The organism is Pseudomonas sp. NFXW11 (assembly GCF_049887815.1).
GTDB lineage: Bacteria > Pseudomonadota > Gammaproteobacteria > Pseudomonadales > Pseudomonadaceae > Aquipseudomonas.
This window is the reverse complement of record NZ_JAGEKI010000019.1, coordinates 63226-85068: the sequence shown is the minus strand read 5'-3', so window position 1 is coordinate 85068 and position 21843 is coordinate 63226. Positions and strand designations below refer to the sequence as shown.

The window sequence follows — 21843 nt, the reverse complement described above, 5'->3', positions numbered from 1 at the left end:
TTCAGGCCTTGCCGGCGCCCAGGGCGGCCTGGCGGAACTGCCCCGGGGTCAGCCCGGTGCGGTTCTTGAAGGCCCGGTGCAATGAGCGCTGCTCGCTGTAGCCCAGGCAGTCGGCAATGCCCTCTACCGACAGCTCGCTGTGCAGCAGGTAGTGCTCGGCCAGTTCCTGGCGCAAGTCATCGAGAATCTGCTGGTAGGAGGTACCGGCCTGCTGCAGCTGGCGCTGCAGGGTGCGCTCCGACATCGAAAGCTGCTCCGCCACCTGTTCCTTGCGCGGCAGGCCGTTCTTCAGCAGCTGGCGCAGCAGGTTCTGCACCTGCAGGGCCAGGGGTGCGTCGGCCAGCGAGGCCATCATCGCCTGGGCGTGATCTTCCAGGGTCTTGAGCAGCCGGGCATCGGCCTGGCGCAGGGGCATCTGCAGGTAATGCAGCGGCGCCACCAGGGCCGAGCAGGATTGCTGGAACAGCACCGGGCAACCAAACAGGGTTTCGTACTGCGCTGCTTCGGCCCCTTCTGGCAGCGGGTGCTCGAACCACACTGTGCTGGGAGAAAGTTCCGAGTCGGCGATCCAGCGTGCATACAGCAGCCAGGAGGCGAGCACGTTTTCCACCAGATGGCGGCGGATGTCGGCGCGCTGATGGCGACAGCTCCAGATCAGCCGCACCTCGTCGCCCGCCAGCTCGGCGCGGCTGGTGCCCATGTCCCCCACCAGTTTCTCGAACGGCATGATGCGGCCCATGGCTTCGCCCAGGGTCGCGCAGTTCATGGTGATATAGCCCAGCACATTCCATGAGCTGGGTTTGACGAAACGCGCCGAATTCAGGCCGAACAGCGGGTCGCCCGAATGGCGGCAGAAATAGTCCAGCAGTTGCTCATGCACCTCCAGCGGCAGGCGCAGGCTGGTGTCGTTCAACTGCGCGGCCGTAAGCCCCGCTGCCGCCAGGGCAGGCGCCGTGGCCAGGCCCAGTTGCTCGGCATAGAGCAGGTACTTGAGCAGGGGCGGGACCGAGGTATAACCGAGGCTGGGCATGAACGGGTTCCTGGTGACTTATCCGTTGGACAGCAGGACGCAGAGCGGAAAAGGTAAGGGCAAACCCCGATTCATGTAAATGCTCGGCGACCGCGTAGCGCCCTTCGCCGGCAAGCCGGCTCCTACAACGCGATCGAACAGTCTTTCGTAGGAGCTGGCTTGCCAGCGAATGGCACACTGCCGATCCCCTTCCGGAATGCGATAAGCTCCGGCGCAGATAGCGGATTTTCGCTTTGATTTGTAGGGTATTTCCGCGAGAATCCCCCAGTTACACTTCAGCCTTCCGAGTGGCTTGAACCTCCCAAAGATGTGGGACTAGTCTGCGTCCGTCGCTGACCAATCAGCGATCGGGTCTGCAAGCCCGCACAAGAGGCAAACGTCCGCGGCCACTCTGGATCACTGATTGTTCAGTTCGATTTATGGTGGCTACGTGTGGGAGATCTTCGGATCTACCGGGTTTGCTTCTTCCTGGTCTTGCAGACTCGCACGTAGCCGCCACCCATCATCTGCAAGTGATGCTGGCGGCTCTCATCAAAAAGGAGCTGCTGATCATGAAAAAAATCGTTCCCGATCCGCCTGTTCTGCAACCCAGCCGTGAATTGATCACCGAGCTGGAAGCGCCCAACAAAGCCCTGCTTCAGGCGCTGGAAAACACCACACTTTCGCCCCCGTTGCATGAGGACTTTGTTGTCACTGGCAGCATCTGTTTTGGTTGCCGTGATGGTGGAGGGCACCCGCTGTTTGCGGTGCGTGAAGGCTTCAATGCCGAAGAGGCGCTGCTTCACGTGTCATTGCTGCTCAAGTGCGCCGAAGAAACTGCCGACGAAATCACCAGTGCCAGCGGCATTGAGCGCGGGCTGATCTGGTCGATGATTCATTCGGTGGAGATGGCGCGGGCAGTGGTGGATGCGCTGCTGGATGGCGCGGCCAAACCGGCGCAATAGGGCGGACCGCGTTGCGCCCTTCGCCGGCAAGCCGGCTCCTACGGAGCGCTTGAATAGCCTTTCGTAGGAGCTGGCTTGCCAGCGAAGGGGGCGCGGCGAATCACACGCGGAAGTGGCTGACCATCATCTGCAACTGGCCACCCAGGCGGGCCAGCTCGACGCTGGAGGCGGCGGTTTCTTCGCTGGCGGCGGCGGTCTGTTCGGAGACGTCGCGCACGTTGATGATGCTGCGGCTGATCTCTTCGGCCACGGCGCTCTGCTGCTCGGCGGCGGCGGCGATCTGCTGGTTCATCGACTGGATGTTGGACACCGTGCGGGTGATGTTTTCCAGCGAGGCACCGGCCTTGCGAGTCAGCTCGACGCTGCTGTCGGTGAGGCTGCGGCTGTTGTTCATCACCGTGGCCACTTGCTGGGTACCGTTCTGCAGACCGGCCACCAGTTCCTCGATCTCTTCGGTGGACTTCTGGGTGCGCTGGGCCAGGGCCCGCACTTCGTCGGCAACCACGGCAAAACCACGACCGGCTTCACCGGCTCGGGCCGCTTCGATAGCGGCGTTGAGCGCCAGCAGGTTGGTCTGCTCGGCCACGGCCTTGATCACGTCCATCACGCTGCCGATCTTGTCGCTTTCCTGTTGCAGCACGGTCATGGCGTCGGTGGAACGCACCACTTCGCTGGCCAGGCGCTCGATCTGCGTGATGGCCTGGGCCACCACCTTGTCGCCCTCGCGGGCTTCGCCATCGGCGGCGGCCGCGGCCTGGGAGGCTTCCTCGGCGTTGCGCGCGACTTCCTGCACGGTGGCGGTCATCTCGTGCATGGCGGTGGCCACCTGGTCGGTCTCGACCTTCTGGCTGTTGACCCCGGCGCTGGTTTCCTCGGTTACCGCCGAGAGTTCCTCGGCAGCGCTGGCGATCTGGGTCACGCCGTCGCGGATACCGCCGATCAGCTCGCGCAAGGTCACGCCCATGCGGGCGATGCCCTGTTGCAGCACGCCCAGTTCGTCGCGGCGAGTGATGCGCAGGTCTTGGGTCAGGTCGCCGGAAGCGATGCGCTCCACCGCCACCAGGGTTTCACGCAGTGGGCGGGTGATCTGCCGGGTGATGATGATGGCCGCCAGTACGCCCACCAGCAGCGCCAGCAGGGTGCTGGTCAGTTGCAGGCTGCGGGCCTGGGTGCTTTCGATATCGCGACGGTCGAGCTGGATCTGGTACAGGGCGTCGCTGCGGTTGACGATATCGGCGCCCTGGTCGGTCATTTCCTTGCGCGCCTGCACGGCATCGGCGTAGGCCAGCTTGAACGCCTGCAGCGAGCTGCGGTAGTTGCTAAGGGCCGTATCCAGCTGTTGCAGGGCCTCACCCTGGGAGCTGCTGAAATGGCGCTTGAGCTGATCCATTTCGGCAATCGACGCATTGAGCTGGTTGAAGGCTTTCGGTTCGGTGTCCGGGTCGCTGGTGGTGGTGACGTAGCCACGCACTTCATAGCGGGCCAGCTGGAACACTTCCTTGGCCTGGGTGATGGCCTGGAACTGCTCGAAACGCTGGTCGCTCAGGGGCAGTTGCTTGACCCAGTTGTTGATCCCGTTGATCAGGTCATTGGCCCGTTCGGCGTTCTGGTTCATCGCCAGGCGCGCAGCGTTGCCGCTGCGGTAGGCGTTGCGCATCTTGTTCAGCGAGTCCTGGTAGGCGCTGATGGTCGTCCCCAGGCCTTGCAGCAGCTTGATGTTTTCCGGGCTCTGGAACGAGGTCAGGAGTTTTTTCTGCTGGGCGCTGAAATCGTCCAGGGTGTTCTGCACGCCTTGGGCGGCGGTTTCGTCGCCGTTGGCCAGCATGTATTGCAGGCGGGTGACCCGCAGCTTGGTCAGGCCGCTGTTGAGCTGGGTGATATCGCTCATCCAGTTGCTGCGGTCGATCAGGCTGCCCAGGCTGGTCCAGCCGGTCAGGGCGAGGATGCCGGTAAGGGTCAGGACCAGGCCGAAACCCAGGCCCAGCTTAAGGTTGACGCTGATGTTGGCAAACCAACTATTCATTGAATTCCTCCAGGAACGTAGCGCTTCTTGATCTCAGTTGGCTGGAAGATTGTTGTTGTTGGTGACCAGCGAGGTGTCTTGCAGGGGCTGTATCGGCGGCTTGTGCCATAGCTGAAACGATTTCGTCGGTATTGCGCCAAGACAATGTTTCAGCGTTTAACCGCTATTTTGCGGGACGCACCGCCGGTCTGTTGAGCTTTTTTTCACATTCATTTCACCCCGCCCCCACGCCCGCGAACCTAGAGTCTGGCCGAACCGTTGCGCAGCTACCGGCAGCGTTCATTTGTCATCAGGCATCGTTAACCTGGGCAGCAGTTGCTCAAGGCATCGGATCACTTTCGGAAGGGCGGCTAGACAGTGGCTACAAGACTTGCGTTCCCGGTGCTCAAGCGTCCTTCCCTGAGACGCGCCTTGGCCCGCTACAAGAAGCGCCTGGCACTGTTGCTGGGGGCATTGCTGGTGATTCCCCTGGGCCTGTGGCTGCTCGAGCCGGCGGCGGTGCCCGACCTGGCCCATGGCAATGGGCAAGGCATCAAGGCGCTGAAGGCCGGTTGGGCCAAGGGCGAGATGATTGTGCTGGTGCGCCATGTCGAACGCTGCGACCGCTCCAACGCCCAGTGCCTGGGCCCGGCCGATGGCATCACCGATCGCGCCCGGGAGGTGGCGGTGGGCATTGGCGCGCAGTTCGAGCAACTGGGCCTGGCGCAAACCGATATCTATAACAGCCCGTTGACCCGTACCGCGCAGACCGCCGGCTACATGTTCAGCAAGGTCAGCAGCGGCGACAACTGGTTGTACAACTGCAAGCAGGACATGCTGCGCGACGCCCTGGCGCACAAGGTGCCCGGGCGCAACTTGGTGCTGGTGACCCACAGCGAATGCATGGCGCAGATGGAACAGGCGCTGAAGTTCGCTACCCCGACCCTGGGCTATGGCGCGGCGTTGTTCGTTACCACCGACACCCTCAATGGCGCGCCGAAGATGCTTGGCTTGATCGAGGCCAGCGACTGGCGTTCGGTGCAGCTCAAGCCCTGAATCACCTCGACCCTGGCGCGCGGCAGCTCAAGGCGCCAGCAGCTCCGGTTCGGCAGGCGGCTGGCCGGGGCTGGCAATGCTGGCGGAAGGCGGGCCATCGCTGATCCGTTGCGGGCTGATCAGGTGGGTGAATTCCTCGATCAGGCGCTGGATCGCCTCCGGCGGTTCGCAATCGCGGAACTCCATGCGGATCTGCACTTCATCCGGGTCGCGCTCCTGGCCTTCGCGCTTGCCGCTGCCGAAGGTGACGAAGAACTTCTCGCTGTGCAATTCGCCATTTTCTAGGTCATGGCTGGCCTTCTGCAGTTCGGTGCCGTGCATGCGCACCGACAGGTCGACGCTCATCTTGTGCAGGGCCAGGCCCTTGGGCGACACCAGGGCAATCAGCGGCACATTGATGCTGTGCTGCTCGTTGAGCGCCACCTCCACCATCTTGGCCTTCATCGGCGTGCCCAGGTCGTTGACGTTGTAGTCGAAGAACTGGTCGAACAGCTTGATGTATTGCTGGGCGATCAGGTTGTGGGTGGCGGCCGCGGCCTGGTGCATGCCGCGGGTGATATGGCTCAGGTCGCAGGCCGACATGGGCTCCTTGCGTCGAGAAAAAAACGCCATGAATCAGGCTCCTTGCTCGGGGGGTGGGGTGCCCCGCCGGACGGGCGGGGCTTGGTCCAAGGGGTCAAGGGGTAGCAGGGGACTTCTCGCGAACGCTGGCGTTGCCGTTGCTTTGCAGTACGCCATCGGTCGGCAGCTTAGTGGTCTCGTCTACTTTGGTATCGGGCAGGGTAATGGGTTTGGTGGCGGCATCAGTCAGGAAGTCGATGACCCGCATCAACGCTTCGGGTGGCCCCTGGCGGACGATCTTGGTGCTGATGGCGTAGCGCGCGCGAGTGTCGGTCTTGCGGGTCTGGGTGGATTTGTGGCTTGCCGCACCCTTGACCGAAACGCTGAACGGTCCCCAGCCCAGCTTCGCCTGGAAGCTCCCGGAGGCTTCGGTGGAACTGGTGTCCTCGGCCATCTGGCTGATGGTCAGCTCGAAGTCGATGGAGCCTTCCTCGATGGTGATATTGGGGTGACTGATGGCTGCCAGCAGCGGAATCCGCATCGACTTTTTCACTGTGCCCTTGTACACGCCCTGGTCATCCACCAGGGTCTCGTCATAGTCGAACTGTACCGAAACGGCTTTGCCGTTCTGGATACACACACCCATGATGAAGTCCGCATAGGCTTTGCTCGCAGCGACCTGCGCCTGGATCATCGCCATCAGCGGTCCGGTGATCATCTTGTCCAGGGGCAGTGCGGCGATTACCCCGCCGATCAGACCCTTATCGATATCTGCCATGGTCTTTCTCCTTGTTCTTCGCTGCGCGAAATGCGCCCTTGCACCTTAATCAGGGCAGGGCCTTCTATTCAGCGGGAAAGCGTTACCTCTGAGGGTTGGCTTCCAGGCGGCGGATATTGCCGATCTGCCGCAGGCTCAGGCCGTACTTGTCGGCGAGCACACTGCGGGAGATGCCGCCGAGGCTTTCCAGCTGGATGTGCTGGTTGCGAATTTGCCGGCAGAAGTGGTCGGCCTTGGGGATCTCCAGGGCCAGCCCGGCGAAACGCTCGATCAGGGCATTGAGGGCGTCGGGGGGCAGGATCAGCGCCAGGGAAGTGCGTTCGGCGTGCTTGGGAATGTACTTGGGGCGGCCGCCGTACTCGCAGGTCAGGCGGTAGGCGTTTTCCAGCCCGATGCAGTGGACCAGGGCCTGGAGCGAGTGTGGGAGCTGGCGAACATCGATAAGACTGAGGTCGTTCACGTCCATTTGATACCTCCTTGGAATTATGGATAAAGCCGGTTCGATCCTAAGGAGGTGTCTCGTCCTCTGTTCAGTGGGAAATTTCCCCCCTATTAAGGGGAACTATTACATTCTGATGTTGTATAGGTCGCGGGTGGTGCACTGGATTTTCTTCAACCTAATGAGGAATTTTCCATGTCGCGCTACTCGATCGATTTCGGATTTATCGCTGCGCTGGAGGGTGCCGCCATCACCCGCGCCTATGTGCCCGACGCCGCCAACAGCAAGAGCGGGGTGACCCTGGGCACCGGCTTCGACCTGGGCCAGCGCAACCTGCAGGACCTGCAAAACCTGCAACTGCCGGCCGGGCTGGTCCAGCGCCTGAGTCCTTATTTGCGCCTCACCGGGCTGAAGGCAGTGGCCTACCTCGACCTGCATCCCTTGAGCATCAGCAGTGCCGAAGCCGAGTTGATCGACGAAGCCTTCAAGGCACCCTTTGTCGAGCGGCTGGCCGCGGCTTACTCCAGTGCCAGTGGCCTGGATTTCGCCCAGTTGCCGGCGGCGATGCAGACGGTGATCGCCTCGGTGGCTTTCCAGTACGGCAACCTGGCCAAGCGCACGCCGAATTTCTGGGCCCAGGTGGTGGCCCGGGATTGGCCCAGTGCCCTGGCCAACCTGCGTAACTTCGGTGACAGCTACCGTTCCCGGCGGCGCCAGGAAGCCGAACTGCTGGCTTCCGGGATGCCGTCATAGCCTTGTCGCCCGGGCTGCCGGCCCGGGCGGCCGTTGTGCTTTCAGGGGCAGGGCTGGGCCTGCAGCAGGCTGACGCCGAGCATGGCGCCACGGTCGTCGGTGCGGCTGCCGGCGGGCAGGGTGCGCCAGTCCACCAGCAGGCACAGGGCAGGCAGCGGCTGGTTGGCGGCGATCCCCACAGGGCTTTCGAACTCGTAGCGGTACAGCGCCTGGGTGCTGTTTTGCGCCTGCACGCTGCCGGCGTTGACCAGGGTGGTGATGGCCATGTCCGGCAACTGGTTCTGCGGCACGGTGAACCGCGGCTGATCGCCGATCGGGTTGAATACGCCGTTGTCGCGGGAGCGCTTCCACATCTGTTGCCATTGGCTGCTGCCAGCCGCGGCGCCGAGTGTGGCGGCATAGGCCTTGAGCAGATCGCTGGGAGTGTCTGTGGTTTCCAGGGCATGGGCGGCGCAGGCGAACAGGCTCAGGCCGATGATCAGTGAACGCAGAGGCAACATGGGGGACTCCTTGAGCATGGACAATGCCGGTCGTTGGACGGGCGTCATGCTTCCATGGGCGTTGTGCCGATATCAGCGGGAAAGGGTTCAAGGGGTAGCGGTGATTGGGCTTTGTGGCCCCGACGGGTAAAGTGCCGGGGCCGGGGAAATGAGTCCCGGGCGCTTTTTCCATGGAGTTACGTCGTGAAGCATTTGAGCAAAGTGGTTGCCTCTGCCTGCCTCGGTCTGGTTCTTGCGGGCTGCACCGGCACCCCGATGAAAACCCAGCAGTTGGACAGCACTCAGTACACCGTGATCGGTCACAGCGAAGCCACCGCCACTGGCGTGATGCTCTTCGGGTTTATTCCGATCCAGCAGAATGACCGTTTCGTCCGCGCCCAGACTGCGGCGATCAAGGCCAAGGGCGGTGATGCCCTGATCAACACCCAGGTCCAGGAAAACTGGTTCTGGGCCTGGGTCCTGAATGGCTATACCACCAAGGTTTCAGGTGATGTGGTGAAGCTGAAGAACCCGCAGTAAGCCAAGACTCGGGGCCGCTCAACGGCCTGGAGAGAAAAACGGCACCTGCAGCGGTGCCGTTTTTTTATCCGGCCGGCGCCAGGCTGACGAAGTAGTAGGCCTGGCGGCTGACCATGATCACCTTGTCGACCCGCAAGGGCGGTTGTGGGGGGGCGTCGCCGGTCATCACCGCCACGTGCTGCGGGGACTCACCCAGGAACGCCAGCAGTTGCGCCTCGGTCTGCAGATCCTTGAGCAGGCTGCGGGTGTAGAACACGGTGGCGCCGCCGATGCGCTCGTTGGCCTGATACAGCGCCAACTGATGCCCGCTGCCTTGCAGGGCCATGATCTGGTCGGTGACCGGCACGAACGACAGCTTGCGATCGGCCTTTGGCGCCACCCACTGGGCGTTGGCCAGGTAAGCGCAGATCACCAGGCTCATGATGGTGATCACCAGCCCCTGGCGCCGGCGCCCCACGGCGCTCCAGAACCCATTGCCCTGGGCCCGCTGGGCCAGGCGCTGGTAGAGCACCGCGCCGTACTCCGCCGCCAGCACCGCCGCCGCCGGGGTCAGGGACATCAGGTACACGGTGCGCTTGCTCGACGCCAGGCACAGCAGGGTGAACTGCGCCACCAGCCAGAGGCTGAAGAACAGCCGGTAGCGGTTCTGCACCAGGCTTTTGCGAAAGTGCCAGAGCCCCAGGTACACCAGGATGTTCCACGGCAGAAAGGCCTGGGGCAGCTTGGCCAGGTAGTAGTAGAAAGGTTCGTAGTGCCCGGCCTCGACAAAGGAGCCGTCGAAGCGGCCGACGCTATTGGTCCACAGCACTTCGCCCAGGGCTTGCAGGCCGCCGCGCTGATAGAGCACGAACAGCCAGATCATCAGCGGCACCAGCCCCAGCAGGGTCAGCAACGCCGGGTACAGCCAGTGGCCAAGCCGGAAGCGCTTGTCGATCAGGGCCTCGGCCAGCAGGTAGGCGAAGATCACCACTCCCGGCATGGCCAGGCCCAGCACGCCCTTGCTCAAGGTGGCGATGGCGATGCCGCCGGCAAATGCCAGCCAGGGCAGGAGCGCCGCTTGTTGCCGGGCCTGACGCTGATGAGCCTGGAAGAACGCCAGCAGGGCCAGGGTTACCCCGAGGCTGAGCAGGGCGTCTTCCCCCACCCCGCGGACATTGCTCCAGTAACTGGCCATGGTCGCCAGCAACAACCCGGCCACGGCGGCCAGGATGGCCGGCCGGCCGAAGCGGCGCAGCATGGCATACAGCAGCATCACGCTGAACAACCCGGCAAAGGCCGACGCCAGGCGCACCGCCAGCGGCGTGCCGCCAAAGGCGCGAATTGCTCCGGCGTCAAGCCACAGGCTCAGGGGCGGTTTTTCCAGGAACGGGGTGCCGAACAGGCGCGGCGTAACCCAGTCGTCATCCAGGTGCATCTGCATGGCGATCCCGGCGACCCGGGCCTCGGTGGAACCTTGCAACTTGTGATTGCCCAGGGCGAAGAAAAACAGCAGGCAGGTCAGCAGGAACAGCAACGGAGCGGGTCGTGACATGGGGTAGGCGCCAGCGGATCCAGGGGCGCAGCCGGGCGGCTGCGGGCAAGCGGCAAAGTATACGGAGGCAACTCTTAACGAATTGTGAACAACTAGGGGGAAATGGTGCGGTTTTTTTCGCTGGGTTATTTCGCTGCCGGCAGGGTGTTGGCTCAATCGACAAGCGCGGGGGTGGCGATCACGGCGATGCCCAGTGCCTGCTGGCGACTGACGCGTCCATGGCCCCAGGCCGACAGCGCCTCGATCACCGGCTGCAGGGAGCGGCCCTCGTCGGTCAAACGATATTCCACCCGTGGCGGCACCTCGGCGTACACCGTGCGCAACACCAGGCCGGCGGCCTCCAGGTCACGCAGCTGCTTGCTCAGCAGGCGCTGGGAAATCCCCGGCAGGCGGCGTTGCAGCTCGTTGAAGCGGATGAACTCGTTGCTTAGCAATTGGTACAGGATCACGCCTTTCCAGCGGCCGTCGATCAGGTCCAGGGTGACTTCCACCGGGCACCCGGGCAGGTCCTGATAGTGCTTGTTCTTCATTGCCTGGCGGTCCTTTTGCGTAGCAGGTACGCAAAAGTACCCTACTTGTGCGAGTCGGGCATGAAGGATTTAAGTGTGCGCTTTCAATCGCCAAGGAAGCTCTGCAATGAAGGCCATCGCCTACCTCAAAGGCTCGCCGCTGTCCCATGTCCACGCCCTTTGCGACGTGCAACTGGCCGAGCCGCTGCCCGGGCCCCATGACTTGCTGGTGGCGGTCGAGGCGGTGTCGGTCAACCCGCTGGACACCAAGGTTCGCGCCGGCCTGGTGACGGTGCCGGAAGGCGTTCGCACCCTGGGTTGGGACGCAGCCGGGGTGGTGCGCGCGGTAGGCAGCGCCGTGACCGGCTTCGCTCCCGGCGATGCGGTGTTCTATGCCGGCACCTTTACCCGCGATGGCGCCAATGCCGAATTGCATTTGGTGGATGAGCGCCTGGCGGCGCACAAGCCCGCCAGCCTGTCCTTTGCCCAGGCGGCGGCCATGCCGCTGACTGCGCTGACGGCCTGGCAGCTGCTGTTCGAGCGCCTGGGGCGGGTACCGGGGGACCTGTCCCAGCAGGGCACCCTGTTGATTGTCGGCGGTGCCGGTGGCGTGGGTTCGGTGCTGATCCAGCTCGCCCGACAACTCACCGGAATGACGGTGATCGCCACCGCCTCGCGTGCCGACAGCCGCCAGTGGTGCCTGGACCTGGGCGCGCAGCATGTGCTGGATCATTCGCGCTCGCTGCAGGCACAACTGGCCGAGCTGCAACTGCCGGCGGTGACCCATATTGCCGCGCTGACCCACACCGCTCGCCACTATGCCGAGCTGGCTGAGATCATCGCGCCCCATGGCCATATCGGCCTGATCGACGATCATGACTTTCTCGATGCCGTGCCGCTCAAGAGCAAGAGCGTCTCCTTGCACTGGGAAATGGTTTTTACCCGGGCCCTGTTCCACACCGCCGACATGCTTGAGCAGCAGCGCACGCTTCAGCGGGTGGCGCAGTTGCTGGATCAGGGGGTGATTCGCTGCACCTTGAATGAAATCTTCAGCCCCTTGAATGCCGACAGCCTGCGTCGGGCGCATGCGCGGGTCGAGCAGGGCGGAGTGCTGGGCAAGGTGGTGGTGGCCCGCGATGGGCAAAGCGCCGCTCCTACAGGGCCGGGCGGCGGTCAGCGCAGGTGACGACCGCTGCGCCACCAGAACACCAGGCCCAGAAAGGCCCCCGAGCCGGCGAACAGCGGCGCGACCGGCAAGTAGCGGGCCAGGCCTTCGGGCGCGGGCGGGCTATCGTCCTCGGGCGGGTCGTTGTAGAAGCTCGAAGGCGCCAGGCTGGTCACCACGGGAATGGTCGGCAAGGCGGCGAAGGCGCCGCACAGCAGGTAGATGAGTACATGGCGCCAGGCGAAACGCTGGGCCAGCCAGAAGAACAGGGTGCACGGCAGCACCGTGACAATGCCGATCACCAGGCCACTGAGCACCAGGGTCAGCAGCCCTATGCAGAGTATCTGCGCGATCAGCTCCCCGCTCAGGGTGCCGGCGCCGCTCAGCATCCCCAGCATGATCACCAGTGTCGGCACCAGGGTCAGTGCCGTTACGCCGATAAAGTAGGCGGCGAACCAGTCTTCGGGTTGTACGGTGCGGACGGTGGGGGTGGCTTTGGGCATGGGGTCTATCGCAGTAGTCAGTGGAATACCCGGCCAAGGTTATGGCGGCAGGCGGCCGGGTATTGTGGAGATTCTGTGTTTTTTTGCCCGGCAGCGGTGCCTTGCCATTGATCCCCGGGGTAGGAGCCGGCTTACCAGCGAAGACGTCCGCCAAGTCGCTGCAACTCTTGAGGGCCTGTTCGCCGGCAAGCCGGCTCCTAGCAGGGTGTGCAGGTGATCAACGTAGATGACGGCCGCTGCGCCACCAGAACACCGCGCCGAGAAAGGCCCCCGAACCGCCGAACAGCGGAGCCATGGGCGAGTAACGCTCCAGGATGCCGGGGTCCGGCTGGTCTTCATCGGCAACGCTGTAGGACTCGCCCATCAGGTTCATCACCAGCGGGATGGTGGGCAGGGCACTGAGGGTGCCGCACAGCAGGTAGATCGCCAGGTGCCGCAAGCCAAAGCGCTGGGCCAGCCAGAAGAACAGGGTACAGGGCAACGCCGCCACCACGCCCACCACCACGATGCTCAGCAGCAACACCGTGAGGCCGAAGGACAGCGTCCCCGGCAGCACGCTCAAGACCGATGGCCAGTTGCCGGCCAGCATCAGCAGGCTGACCCCGACCGACCCCAGCAGGGCCAGGGCGAAGATGCCAATGCAGTAGGTGATCAGCCAGTCGCGGGTTTTCACGGTGCGAGTGCTGTGGGTTGCTTGGGACATGGACGCCTTCCGTTGCTGATGGACTATGGGGTTCAGGCTACCGGCAAGGCGCTGCGTGCTGGGTGGAGTTTGTGTGGGATTTGTGTGTCCGGCTCGGCTGGCCCATTCCGGCAACGCCTCGGGTGCCGAGCTGGCGTTGCCGGTGGCGGTGCCTTGCCATTGATCCCCGGGGTAGGAGCTGGCTTGCCAGCGAAGACGTCTGCCAAGTTGGTGCAAATCTTCAGGGCCTGTTCGCCGGCAAGCCGGCTCCGACACAGGGTGCGTAGGCGATCAACCTAGATGGCGGCCGCTGCGCCACCAGAACACGGTGCCGAGAAAGGCCCCCGACGCGCTGAACAGGAACAATAGGGGCTGATAGCGGGCAATGCCGGGGATGTTGTATGCCGGGTTGAAATAGCCGGGAGACAGGCTCATCACCACGGGAATAGTGGGCAGGGCAATCAGGGCGCCGGATAGCATATAGATCGACAGATGACGCCAGGTGAACCGCTGGGCCAGCCAGAAGAACAGGGCACAGGGCAGGGCCGCGACGACACCTATCACCACCACGCTCACCAGCAGCACCACCACGGCGAAAGACACCGAGCTGCCCAGGTCGCTCCATGAATCCCGGCTGGTGATCTGCAGTATCAGGCAGACCAACAGCGTCAGGACCAGGGCCAACGCCGCGACGCCGATAAAGTAGGTGGCGACCCAGTCGCCAGGTTGAACGGTAGGAACAGGTCTGGATGGCTGGGGCATGGTGGGCACGGACTGCTGGCTGAGGATGACCGAACCAAGGCTATCGGCAACGACGCTTGCGGACTGTGGAGTTTGTGTGGTCTTTTTGCCGTGAATGCTAGCCCCGCAGATGGCGCCGGGGGAGCACATCACTGATACAGGCAACGGCCGGTTGCCCGTGTCACGGGCACAGAGCTGTGCCACCCACCCCAAAGGAGATGGATATGTTCAAGTTCCTGACTATGACCGAGTTGCCTCGTACCCCTGCGCATTGCCAAGCAGGCTCCGTGAACGGAGCGATCAATGCCTGGGAGCTGAAAAATCGGGCTCTCAATAGTAAGGGGTTTGTGACATGTCCAAAGAGTTACTCGGAGTTTCTGCTGTAGGGCTGATGGTGCTGGGCGAGTTCTGCGCCATCTACAGCGAGGTGGTGGTCGCGCGGCTGGCCCATTCCGGCAATACCTCGGGTGCCGAGCTGGCGTTGCCGGTGGCGATCATGTGCCTGGGCGGCATCTGCCTGTTGGCGGCCTATTGGCTGGGGTATGTGGCGGTTGGCGATATCTGGATCATCACCGTGGTCTCGGTGACTTCGCTACTGCTGCTGGAGCCGCTGGTGATCTGGGCGCTGTTCCAGCAGGCCCCCGGGCGCGGGGCCCTGATCGGCTGCTGCCTGGGAGCGCTGGGAATGCTTTCTGCGGTGTTTCTGTAGCGCGCAGACTCGTGGTTCGGGCCTGGCAGGCAAGCTGCCGGGCCCTGGGCCTTCAGCGCCGATCCGCGGCGAAATAACGACTGGGCGTGGCCCCCAGCACCTTGTGAAACACATTACTGAAGGCACTGGGGCTGCTGTAGCCCAGGTCCGCGGCGACCCGGGTGACGGCTTCGCCCTTGCCCAGGCGGATCACCGCCGCCAACAGGCAGGCCTGCTGGCGCCAAGCCACGAAGCTGATGCCGCTGTGCTGGCGAAACAGGCGGGTGAAGGTGCGGCGGCTCATCCCGGCGCGTTCGGCCATGCTGTCGATACCCCATTCCAGTGAGGGCTGCTCCAGCAGTTCCCGACAGACCCTGGCCAGCCGCGGTTCCGCCGGCAGCGGGGCGTTGAGGGGCAGGGCTGGCATGGCGGCGATTTCGTGCAACAGCAGGCTCATCACCTGACCCTGCGGGCCTTCTTGGGGGTACAGGGGCGGTATGTCCCGGGCGCGGATCAGCAATTGGCGCAGCAGCTCGGACACCTCCAGCACCTGGCAATGCCCGGGCAACCCCAGGCGCTGTACCGCCCGGGTGCGGACGTAGGTATTGAGCATGGTGACCGCACCGTTCATCTGCATGGCGTGGGGCACCCCGGCCGGCACCCAGATGGCCCGTTGCGGGGGCACCACCCAATTGCCCTGGGCGGTGAAGACGCTGATCACCCCCGTGGCGGCGTAGGCGAACTGCCCACGCCGATGCTGGTGCTCGGCGAAGTGCAGCCCGTGGGGATAGTCGATGGCGGTGACCACCGCGTCCCGGGGGATATTGGCATAGGGGTCGATAGGGAAATCAGGCATGGCCCGAATTTACTGATACTCGACCTGATAGTGCAAGCGGGCCATGCCCCCGGCGGCGATAGTGCGGCCAGCGCTCGGGATTGGCCCGTGGCGCCCGTTGCGGAGCCCATGGCGTGCAGAAAAAACACCTGTTACTGGCGTTGCTGGTCACCGCCTTGTGGGGGCTGAACTTCCCCATCACCAAGCTGGGGCTGGCCAGCATCGACCCCTTGTTGCTCACGGCCCTGCGCTTTGCCCTGGCGGCGCTGCCCTGGGTGTTCCTGATACCGCGCCCGCAGGTGGCCTGGGGCTGGCTGGCGGCTTATGGGCTGATCTTCGGCGTGGCCATGTGGGCCTTGATCAACCTGGGTATCGAGCAGGGCGTGGCCCCGGGCACCGCGGCGCTGCTGGTGCAGTTCAGTGCTTTCTTCTCCCTGGGTTGGGGCGTTTTGCTGCTGGGCGAGCGCGTGCGCCGGCAACAGTTGCTGGCCATCGGCATCGCCCTGTGGGGCTTGTTGCGGATTATCGGCGACAGCCCGGGGCAGGCCACCAGCCTGGGTTACTGGCTGTTGCTGGTGAGCGCCTTTAGCTGGAGCCTGGGCAACCTGATCATCAAGTACTGCAAGGTGCAGCAGGTGCTGGCCTTTGTGGTCTGGGCCAGCCTGTTCGCGCCTCTGCCGTTGCTGGCGCTGACCTGGATGGAGCACGGCGTGGCGCCTTTCCAGCAGTTGCCTGGGCAGCTGTCGGGGCAGGCAGTTCTGTCCCTGCTGTTTCAGGTCTATGTGGCCACGCATTTCTGTTACTGGGGCTGGAACCTGTTGCTGAGCCGCTATCCGCTGTCCCGGGTGGCGCCCTGGTCGTTGCTGATTCCGCTGTTCGGTACCTTGGGTTCGGTGCTGATACTGGGCCAGGGCGTGACCCTGGATGACGCCATCTCCATGGCGCTGATTCTTGCTGCGCTGGTGGTGGGGCAGTTCCGCTGGCGCAGCTGGCGGCTTGGGCGCAGCGCCGCTTGAAGTGGCATGGGCGCTAGGCATTCGCTGCACGCTGGACGACCACTGAGGCTTTTTTCAAGGCTTGTTCAGTCAGTGTTCAGGGGTAGCTCGCGCACCATGTCGAGTTTCGCGCCTAGCCCTGGGTGCGGTGTTCGGGTGGGGCCAAGATGCTTCGAGAAAATCGTTTCGGTGTGGAGTCCTGGGGGATCTTCCTGGTGGCCCTGCTGTTGTTCACCTTCGGTATCTGGGACGAGCAGCCCCAGGGGTTCGACGGCCGCTGGGCGCTGTTCCTGCAGGAGATGTTCCGCCACGGCGCCAGCCTGTTTCCCACCACCTATGGCCAGCCGTATCCGGATTACCCAGGCACCGCGACCTTCCTCAGCTACCTGTGCGCGCAGCTGTTCGGCGCGCCCAATCACCTGGCCAATGTGCTGCCCACGGCCCTGGCCTCGGCGGGGGTGCTGGCCTTGCTGTATCGCTTGCTGGCGCCCATGGGGCGTGGCTGGGCGTTGCTTGCGGTACTGCTGACGGCACTCACCAGCCAGCTGTTGGACAAGTCCCGTTCGGTGTGCCTGGACCAGATGATTTCCCTGCTGTGCCTGGGGGCCTTCTACCTGCTGCACAGTGCCGAGCGCAGCGGCTCATGGTGGCGCCAACTGGCGGTGCTGCCGCTGCTGGTGCTGGCCTTCGCCATTCGCGGGCCCCTGGGGCTGGTGGAGGTTTGCGGGGTGGCTTGCACCTACTGGCTGCTGGGGGACTGGCGCACCCGCGATGCCCGCCGGCTGCTGATCAAGCGCGTGCTGGGCCATGGCCTCAGCGGCTTGCTGGTGCTGGCGGCTTGCTGGTGGCTGCTGATGCAACTGGCCTTTATCAGCGGCGGCGAAGACTTTATGCACCAGGTCTACAACATGCAGGTGAGCGGGCGCCTGGATGAAAGCGGCGAGCCGTTCTACTTCTACTTCCAGCTGGCGCTGTATCGCTACTTCCCGGTGGTGCCCCTGGCGCTGGCGACCTTGTGGTACCTGCGTCGGCAGTGGTCTCAGAGGCATGACGACGGGCAACTGCGCCTGGTGCTGCGCCTGGGGGCCTGCGGGCTGATGATTCTGCTGGGGCTGTCGGTGCCGCATTTCAAGCGCGCCTACTACATCCTGCCCATGGTGCCGATGTTCGCCGCGGTGGCGGCCTACGGCCTGCTGAATGCCCGGGGCTGGCTGGGCAAGGTGCGCAGCGGCTACCTGTGGCTGGTGGCGCTGCTGCCGGGGCTGTGCATCCTGGTGCTGTTTATTTTGCGTCACAGCTGGCACAAGCACGGGTACTGGCCGCCGGTGTCGATGCCGTTGCTGATCGGGATTTTCACCCTGTTGCAGCTGCTGGCGCTCTACCACTGGCGCCGCAACTTGAGCGACCTGGGCCGGCGCCTGGTGCTGCTCAGCGCCCTGGCCCTGGCCGCGCAATGGACCTTGCTGGTGGCGGTGGTGGACCCGGCCAAGGACCTGCAATTCGACACCCAGGGCTTCGTTTCCCCAGTGGAACGCTTGCGCGCGGAGCAACCGGGCCCGCTGGTGTTCTTCAACCTGGGCCAGGACACCTGGGCGGTGCGCTACATGATGAACCTGGACCACGACGAGCAGCCGCTGTTCATTGCCGGCGATGCCCCGGGGCAACTGGATACGCTGCCCCAGGGCGCCTGGGTGATAGTGGCGCGCAAGGATCGCGAGCGGTTGCGCGGTACTTCGTTGGAGCACCGCCAGCCGGTGTATGAGGGGCGGCTGAATGACAATCCGTGCCTGGTGTTCCAGGTGCTCTAGGGCCTTGGCAGGCAGCGTGCCGGATCGTATTTTGGGCGCTTGCATCTGCGACGAAACCAGGGAGGGGTCATGACTTGCACCATCATTCGTCCGGCTGTGGAGGCCGATGCCAGCGAAGTCAGTCGAGTGATTCTGGCGGCCCTGGTCACCAGCAATGCCCAGGACTATCCCGCCAGTGTGATCGAGCGGGTGCAGGCCAGTTTCACCCCGAATGCCGTCTTGCACTTGATGCGACAGCGGCAAATGTTCGTCGCCACCGTCGATGGGGTCTTGGTGGGCACCGCCAGCCTCGATGGGCACGCGGTGCGTTCGGTGTTTGTCGACCCCTTGCACCAGGGCGGCGGGGTTGGCCGGCAACTGTTGGCGGCGGTTGAGCAGGCCGCGCGGCAAGCGGGGGTGATCAGGCTGCGGGTGCCCTCATCGGTGACTGCCGAAGGCTTCTATGCACGCCTGGGGTACATCCGCGTGGGTGAGCATTACCAGGATCAAGAGCTGACCCTGATCATGGAACGTGACCTGGAACATTCAGTTCAATAACGGTTGAAACAGGTTTTTCAAGCAAAAGATGGGGCGAAGTTAGTTGCCGCTCGGTGGCTGTTGTTGGTTGTGTTTTTATAGAGTATTTGTTGCGTGGAATTATCTTTGGAAGTTGTCGAATTTTCCTGCGTTTAATACGGAATATTTCATTTTTAGTGTCAGTTACTCTGCCGGCGGGTCATGTGGATTCCTATTGATCCGTCATTAACTGAATAACTAAGGTGAAGTACATGCTGCGTATTAACAGGATGAGTAGTGCCGAAGGTAAACAGGTTGAACCCACGGTCAATCAGTTCGTTAAACAATCGGTTTATTACCCGGACCAGCCTGCGGTGAAATGGCAGGAAGTTGCCATGGGGAAGATGGTGGCCGATGGCGCCATCGCCAATGACCAACCCTTGAGTATCTGTGTGGTAGGCCGGGGCGCCGCCGCGGTGGCGGCTCTGACCGAGCTGGACCAGATCGCGGCGCGCAACCCCAACTTCCAGTGCCAGGTGAGCAACGCCTACTACGAAACCGAAATCGAAGAGACGGCCGATGCTGAAGTGAACTACGACAGCAAGTGGGGGCGGATTTTCGCGGTGAAGCCGGGGGACAACTTCCAGGAAATCGGTTGCATGCGCTTTCCCTCGATCGCGGTGCTGACCTGGAGCTTTATCGCCCACGCCTACCCGGACAATCTCGACGATGAGTTGTCGGTGTTCCCCAACCCCGGCCGGGTGCCGACCCAGTTCCTGTTTCGCGACATGAACGTCATCTTCGACCGGAGTGGCGTCATTGAAGACATGAACAGCGAAGAGCAACTCGCCAACTTCAAGGTGATGGACGCGGTTAAGAATGGCGTGATCAATTACCTGTTGAGCCTGGAGGATGCCGCAGGCCGCTCGGCGGCGAGCTTTGCCACCAATCTGGTGGGCGTCGACGGCGCCGCCGCGCCAATCGCCAGTTTCACCGAGGAGCAAGTGAAGCAGGAGTGGGAGGATTGGGACCGCTACATCGCCGAGTTCGATGTGCCCCTGATCGACAAGGTGCACGAGGCAATCGACGCCTTGATCGCTGATGGCAGCATTCAACTCACCGCCGACCGCGACCCTACCTACTTTGTCGAGCTGTTCGGCCGTTATGGCTTCGGCACCGGGGGCTTCCGCCCGCTGAATAACGTCACCTTCACCGAGATCGCCCGGCTGCTGATCTGGAACTACAGCGACGAATACTTCTTCCCCGGCAACCTGGGCGATGGCGCCGCGCGCAATGCCGACCTACCGGCCCGGCTGTACCAGCGCCTGAGCCATATCAACTTGAAGTCTGAAGTGAAGAAGGTGCTGTTTGCCGGTCGCAAGAGCGATGGCAAGATACTGCTGATTTCCAAGACCGGTAAAACTTCGCAGCAACCCAGTGAAGTCGTGGTTGAAACCTTCGACCATGTCATCATCGCCGCCGGTAACCACGCTTCACAAAAAATCCTCGAGCCTTTCAGTGGGCTTGGCCCGGGGGAAAGTATCCCGCTTGATACGCCACTGTACTTCGATGTGAATGATCAAGTGTTCGAGTATCGGACTCAGGAGTTGCTGTCTCATCCACTGGATCAGTTGCATGGCGGCTCGGGCAACTTGTATGCGGCGCTGAAGCAACTGCATATGATGCGTTCGACCAAATACTTTATCGATGTGCCGGCGCCCTTGTTCGAAGCCTATGCGCCGAGCGATGGCCGCAATACCGTGAAGATGGTGATTTCCGATACCGACCTGGCCGCCACTTACTGCATGCAAGGGCAGAACGGCAGCTACAACATCCTGGCCTCCTACACCTGGGGCGACGAGGCGAGCAACGAGGCCTCGCGCCTGCGCGGCCTGACCCCCACCGCCGGGGTCAACGACGATGTGCTGCGGGTACGGCATGCCCAGGCAGCCAGCCGCATCGCCCTGAACGAGGTCAACCAGCCGCCGCAGTTCTGGCTCAGCAGCCTGCTGGCGGCCCGTGCTGCCGAGGGCGCACCGTCCTACATGTACGACTGGAGCGCGGACCGCGATACCCGAGGCGCATTCAAGCTCGACTGGGCGGGCGACACCGAACTCTGCACGCAGATCTACAACCACTACCGCAGCAGCGTCCTTAACGCCGAGCAAGCCAAGCAGGGCAAGCAGTGCCTGTTTGTAGCCGGCGATAGCGTCAGCCACTACGGCGGCTGGCTGGAAGGCGCCTTTATGACCGGCGTGACCTCCGTGGCCGGGCTGATTCGCTCGGAGTTCGGCGCACAGGTGTTCTCGGCGCAAGGCCAGAAACTCTTCAATCACCTTGCCTGAGGCTGGGCGCGGGGCTGTTGGCTGATCGGCAGCCCTGCGCGGGTAGGTTGTGGCCGCAGGTGCGGCCGTTGTGCGTTTCTAAAGGTACAGCTGTCTTGCCAGGCTGCCGACAAAAGCCAGGGCAGCAGCGCGGCAGATCGTCCTGCCGCGCCGTGCTGTCACGGGGTGTTCTACTTCAGCGTGGGTATATGGCGACTGCCATCGAGCAAGGCATCCACCACGGCCCGAGCCATCTCCACCGAGTGCACCAGGGACCAGATCAGACCGCGTTCAATGCCGCTGCCGCGCTCGGTGATTTCATCGGAAACTTCTTCGGCGCTTTTTAGCAGCAGGGAGACGTGGAGCAGGGCTTCTTCGGCGCTGATGCCTTCTCGGATGGCAAACAATGAATTGCTGCTAACCGGGATGCCGGACGTGTGTTTGATGGATTTGGCCAAAGGTGCATCGGTAGGTCGAAGAGCCAGTTTCTGAAGTATCTCTTTGTTGGCTTGGTCTAGTTCAGGGCTTCTGCCATTGCGGAGGGGGGCTTTAGGCTGATCGGGAATGAGCTTTTTCATGGCGTAACTCCAAGCGCCTAGTCAACATCGAGCTGCTAAACCCGGCCATCGAATGTTCGGTGACAGGTCGAGGCTAGTCAGCGGTAACTCTCGAAACAAGGGGATAGGTAAAACTAGGACGTTTCGCACAATAGAAAGAGACTTGAAGGACAAGTATTCCGGTCCAGTTCCCCTAATTGCGGTCAAACCAGGTAAAGCCTGACCCCTGCAAGAGTAAGAGTTTCAGATTCCCTCGACTTCGACCCCGTGTTCCGCCAACCAGGTTTTTCGCTGTGCGTAGTCTGGCATGACTCGCTCGAGGCGCAGCCAGAACTCAGGTGTGTGGTGCGGCTCGTGCAGGTGCACCATTTCATGCACGACTATGGGCTCATAGCGGCTCATAGCGGCTCATAGCGGCTCATAGAGTT

The 21843-nt window shown here is 62.9% G+C and carries 23 protein-coding genes and 2 pseudogenes; 10 read left to right on the top strand and 15 right to left on the bottom strand.

Annotated features, from left to right (window positions below; all coding sequences use genetic code 11):
• Position 1: 1 nt before the first annotated feature.
• The gene (locus J4P02_RS25075; protein ID WP_426195341.1) at positions 2-1030 is read right to left on the bottom strand and encodes an AraC family transcriptional regulator; all 1029 of its coding nucleotides are present in this window, start codon (positions 1028-1030) and stop codon (positions 2-4) included.
• A 551-nt stretch (positions 1031-1581) separates the two neighbouring features.
• On the opposite strand from J4P02_RS25075, the gene J4P02_RS25070 reads away from it, so the two are divergent.
• Positions 1582-1974, top strand: coding sequence for a DUF3077 domain-containing protein (locus tag J4P02_RS25070; protein WP_426195430.1), 393 nt, complete (start codon positions 1582-1584; stop codon positions 1972-1974).
• Between the two features lie 100 nt (positions 1975-2074).
• Here J4P02_RS25070 and J4P02_RS25065 read toward each other — a convergent pair whose 3' ends face one another.
• Together J4P02_RS25065 and J4P02_RS25060 are read right to left on the bottom strand one after the other, a co-directional pair.
• The gene (locus J4P02_RS25065) at positions 2075-2779 is read right to left on the bottom strand and encodes a methyl-accepting chemotaxis protein (protein WP_426195428.1); all 705 of its coding nucleotides are present in this window, start codon (positions 2777-2779) and stop codon (positions 2075-2077) included.
• A 201-nt stretch (positions 2780-2980) separates the two neighbouring features.
• Positions 2981-3862: pseudogene (locus J4P02_RS25060) on the bottom strand (methyl-accepting chemotaxis protein); the annotation flags it as partial.
• 492 nt (positions 3863-4354) lie between these two features.
• Between J4P02_RS25060 and J4P02_RS25055 the strand changes: the two are divergent.
• Positions 4355-5032: a histidine phosphatase family protein gene (locus J4P02_RS25055; RefSeq protein ID WP_426195339.1), complete on the top strand. Its 678-nt coding sequence runs from the start codon at positions 4355-4357 to the stop codon at positions 5030-5032.
• 27 nt (positions 5033-5059) lie between these two features.
• Here the strand turns inward: J4P02_RS25055 and J4P02_RS25050 are convergent, their stop codons facing one another.
• The 3 genes from J4P02_RS25050 to J4P02_RS25040 all read right to left on the bottom strand — a co-directional run bounded on the left by J4P02_RS25050 (position 5060) and on the right by J4P02_RS25040 (position 6837).
• Positions 5060-5644 (bottom strand): DUF2589 domain-containing protein, encoded by a 585-nt coding sequence (locus J4P02_RS25050; RefSeq protein ID WP_426195337.1) that lies wholly within the window; start codon positions 5642-5644, stop codon positions 5060-5062.
• A gap of 64 nt (positions 5645-5708) precedes the next feature.
• Complete coding sequence (locus tag J4P02_RS25045) at positions 5709-6371, bottom strand: DUF2589 domain-containing protein (protein WP_426195335.1); 663 nt, start codon at positions 6369-6371, stop codon at positions 5709-5711.
• A gap of 82 nt (positions 6372-6453) precedes the next feature.
• Positions 6454-6837 carry a transcriptional regulator gene (locus J4P02_RS25040; RefSeq protein ID WP_426195333.1) on the bottom strand — a complete coding sequence of 128 codons (384 nt, stop codon included), beginning with the start codon at positions 6835-6837 and terminating at the stop codon, positions 6454-6456.
• Between the two features lie 168 nt (positions 6838-7005).
• On the opposite strand from J4P02_RS25040, the gene J4P02_RS25035 reads away from it, so the two are divergent.
• Positions 7006-7563 carry a pesticin C-terminus-like muramidase gene (locus J4P02_RS25035; RefSeq protein ID WP_426195331.1) on the top strand — a complete coding sequence of 186 codons (558 nt, stop codon included), beginning with the start codon at positions 7006-7008 and terminating at the stop codon, positions 7561-7563.
• Positions 7564-7604: 41 nt separating this feature from the next.
• On the opposite strand, the gene J4P02_RS25030 is transcribed toward J4P02_RS25035, so the two are convergent.
• Positions 7605-8063: a hypothetical protein gene (locus tag J4P02_RS25030; RefSeq protein WP_426195329.1), complete on the bottom strand. Its 459-nt coding sequence runs from the start codon at positions 8061-8063 to the stop codon at positions 7605-7607.
• A gap of 183 nt (positions 8064-8246) precedes the next feature.
• Between J4P02_RS25030 and J4P02_RS25025 the strand changes: the two genes are divergently transcribed.
• Entirely contained in the window at positions 8247-8582 is a 336-nt protein-coding gene (locus J4P02_RS25025) for a hypothetical protein (RefSeq protein ID WP_426195327.1), read from the top strand.
• Positions 8583-8646: 64 nt separating this feature from the next.
• Here the strand turns inward: J4P02_RS25025 and J4P02_RS25020 are convergent, their stop codons facing one another.
• Positions 8647-10113, bottom strand: a complete 1467-nt coding sequence (locus J4P02_RS25020; RefSeq protein WP_426195325.1) for an ArnT family glycosyltransferase — start codon at positions 10111-10113, stop codon at positions 8647-8649.
• Positions 10114-10265: 152 nt separating this feature from the next.
• Positions 10266-10643, bottom strand: coding sequence for a winged helix-turn-helix transcriptional regulator (locus J4P02_RS25015; protein WP_426195323.1), 378 nt, complete (start codon positions 10641-10643; stop codon positions 10266-10268).
• 106 nt (positions 10644-10749) lie between these two features.
• Here J4P02_RS25015 and J4P02_RS25010 point away from each other — a divergent pair, with 106 nt between their 5' ends.
• On the top strand, positions 10750-11808 hold the full coding sequence (locus tag J4P02_RS25010; protein ID WP_426195321.1) for a zinc-binding alcohol dehydrogenase family protein: 1059 nt from the start codon (positions 10750-10752) through the stop codon (positions 11806-11808).
• Here the strand turns inward: J4P02_RS25010 and J4P02_RS25005 are convergent.
• The 3 genes from J4P02_RS25005 to J4P02_RS24995 form a co-directional block, all read right to left on the bottom strand.
• Positions 11796-12290, bottom strand: coding sequence for a hypothetical protein (locus tag J4P02_RS25005; protein ID WP_426195319.1), 495 nt, complete (start codon positions 12288-12290; stop codon positions 11796-11798). The two genes, J4P02_RS25010 and J4P02_RS25005, sit on opposite strands and share 13 nt — an antisense overlap.
• 217 nt (positions 12291-12507) lie before the next feature.
• Positions 12508-12993, bottom strand: a complete 486-nt coding sequence (locus tag J4P02_RS25000) for a hypothetical protein (RefSeq protein WP_426195317.1) — start codon at positions 12991-12993, stop codon at positions 12508-12510.
• Positions 12994-13263: 270 nt separating this feature from the next.
• Positions 13264-13734: a hypothetical protein gene (locus J4P02_RS24995; RefSeq protein ID WP_426195315.1), complete on the bottom strand. Its 471-nt coding sequence runs from the start codon at positions 13732-13734 to the stop codon at positions 13264-13266.
• 370 nt (positions 13735-14104) lie between these two features.
• Here J4P02_RS24995 and J4P02_RS24990 point away from each other — a divergent pair, with 370 nt between their 5' ends.
• The gene (locus tag J4P02_RS24990) at positions 14105-14422 is read left to right on the top strand and encodes a hypothetical protein (RefSeq protein WP_426195425.1); all 318 of its coding nucleotides are present in this window, start codon (positions 14105-14107) and stop codon (positions 14420-14422) included.
• A gap of 52 nt (positions 14423-14474) precedes the next feature.
• Here the strand turns inward: J4P02_RS24990 and J4P02_RS24985 are convergent, their stop codons facing one another.
• The gene (locus J4P02_RS24985) at positions 14475-15257 is read right to left on the bottom strand and encodes an AraC family transcriptional regulator (RefSeq protein ID WP_426195313.1); all 783 of its coding nucleotides are present in this window, start codon (positions 15255-15257) and stop codon (positions 14475-14477) included.
• A gap of 113 nt (positions 15258-15370) precedes the next feature.
• On the opposite strand from J4P02_RS24985, the gene J4P02_RS24980 reads away from it, so the two are divergent.
• The 4 genes from J4P02_RS24980 (at position 15371) to J4P02_RS24965 (ending at position 20879) form a co-directional block, all read left to right on the top strand.
• Positions 15371-16252 carry an EamA family transporter gene (locus J4P02_RS24980; protein WP_426195311.1) on the top strand — a complete coding sequence of 294 codons (882 nt, stop codon included), beginning with the start codon at positions 15371-15373 and terminating at the stop codon, positions 16250-16252.
• Positions 16253-16398: 146 nt separating this feature from the next.
• Positions 16399-18039 (top strand): ArnT family glycosyltransferase, encoded by a 1641-nt coding sequence (locus J4P02_RS24975; protein ID WP_426195309.1) that lies wholly within the window; start codon positions 16399-16401, stop codon positions 18037-18039.
• Positions 18040-18108: 69 nt separating this feature from the next.
• Positions 18109-18576: a GNAT family N-acetyltransferase gene (locus tag J4P02_RS24970; RefSeq protein ID WP_426195307.1), complete on the top strand. Its 468-nt coding sequence runs from the start codon at positions 18109-18111 to the stop codon at positions 18574-18576.
• Positions 18577-18806: 230 nt separating this feature from the next.
• Positions 18807-20879 carry an FAD-dependent oxidoreductase gene (locus J4P02_RS24965; protein WP_426195305.1) on the top strand — a complete coding sequence of 691 codons (2073 nt, stop codon included), beginning with the start codon at positions 18807-18809 and terminating at the stop codon, positions 20877-20879.
• A gap of 170 nt (positions 20880-21049) precedes the next feature.
• Here J4P02_RS24965 and J4P02_RS24960 read toward each other — a convergent pair whose 3' ends face one another.
• Positions 21050-21436, bottom strand: a complete 387-nt coding sequence (locus J4P02_RS24960; RefSeq protein ID WP_426195303.1) for a DUF6124 family protein — start codon at positions 21434-21436, stop codon at positions 21050-21052.
• A gap of 222 nt (positions 21437-21658) precedes the next feature.
• Positions 21659-21805, bottom strand: a pseudogene (locus tag J4P02_RS24955) (M48 family metallopeptidase); the annotation flags it as partial.
• Positions 21806-21843 lie beyond the last annotated feature (38 nt).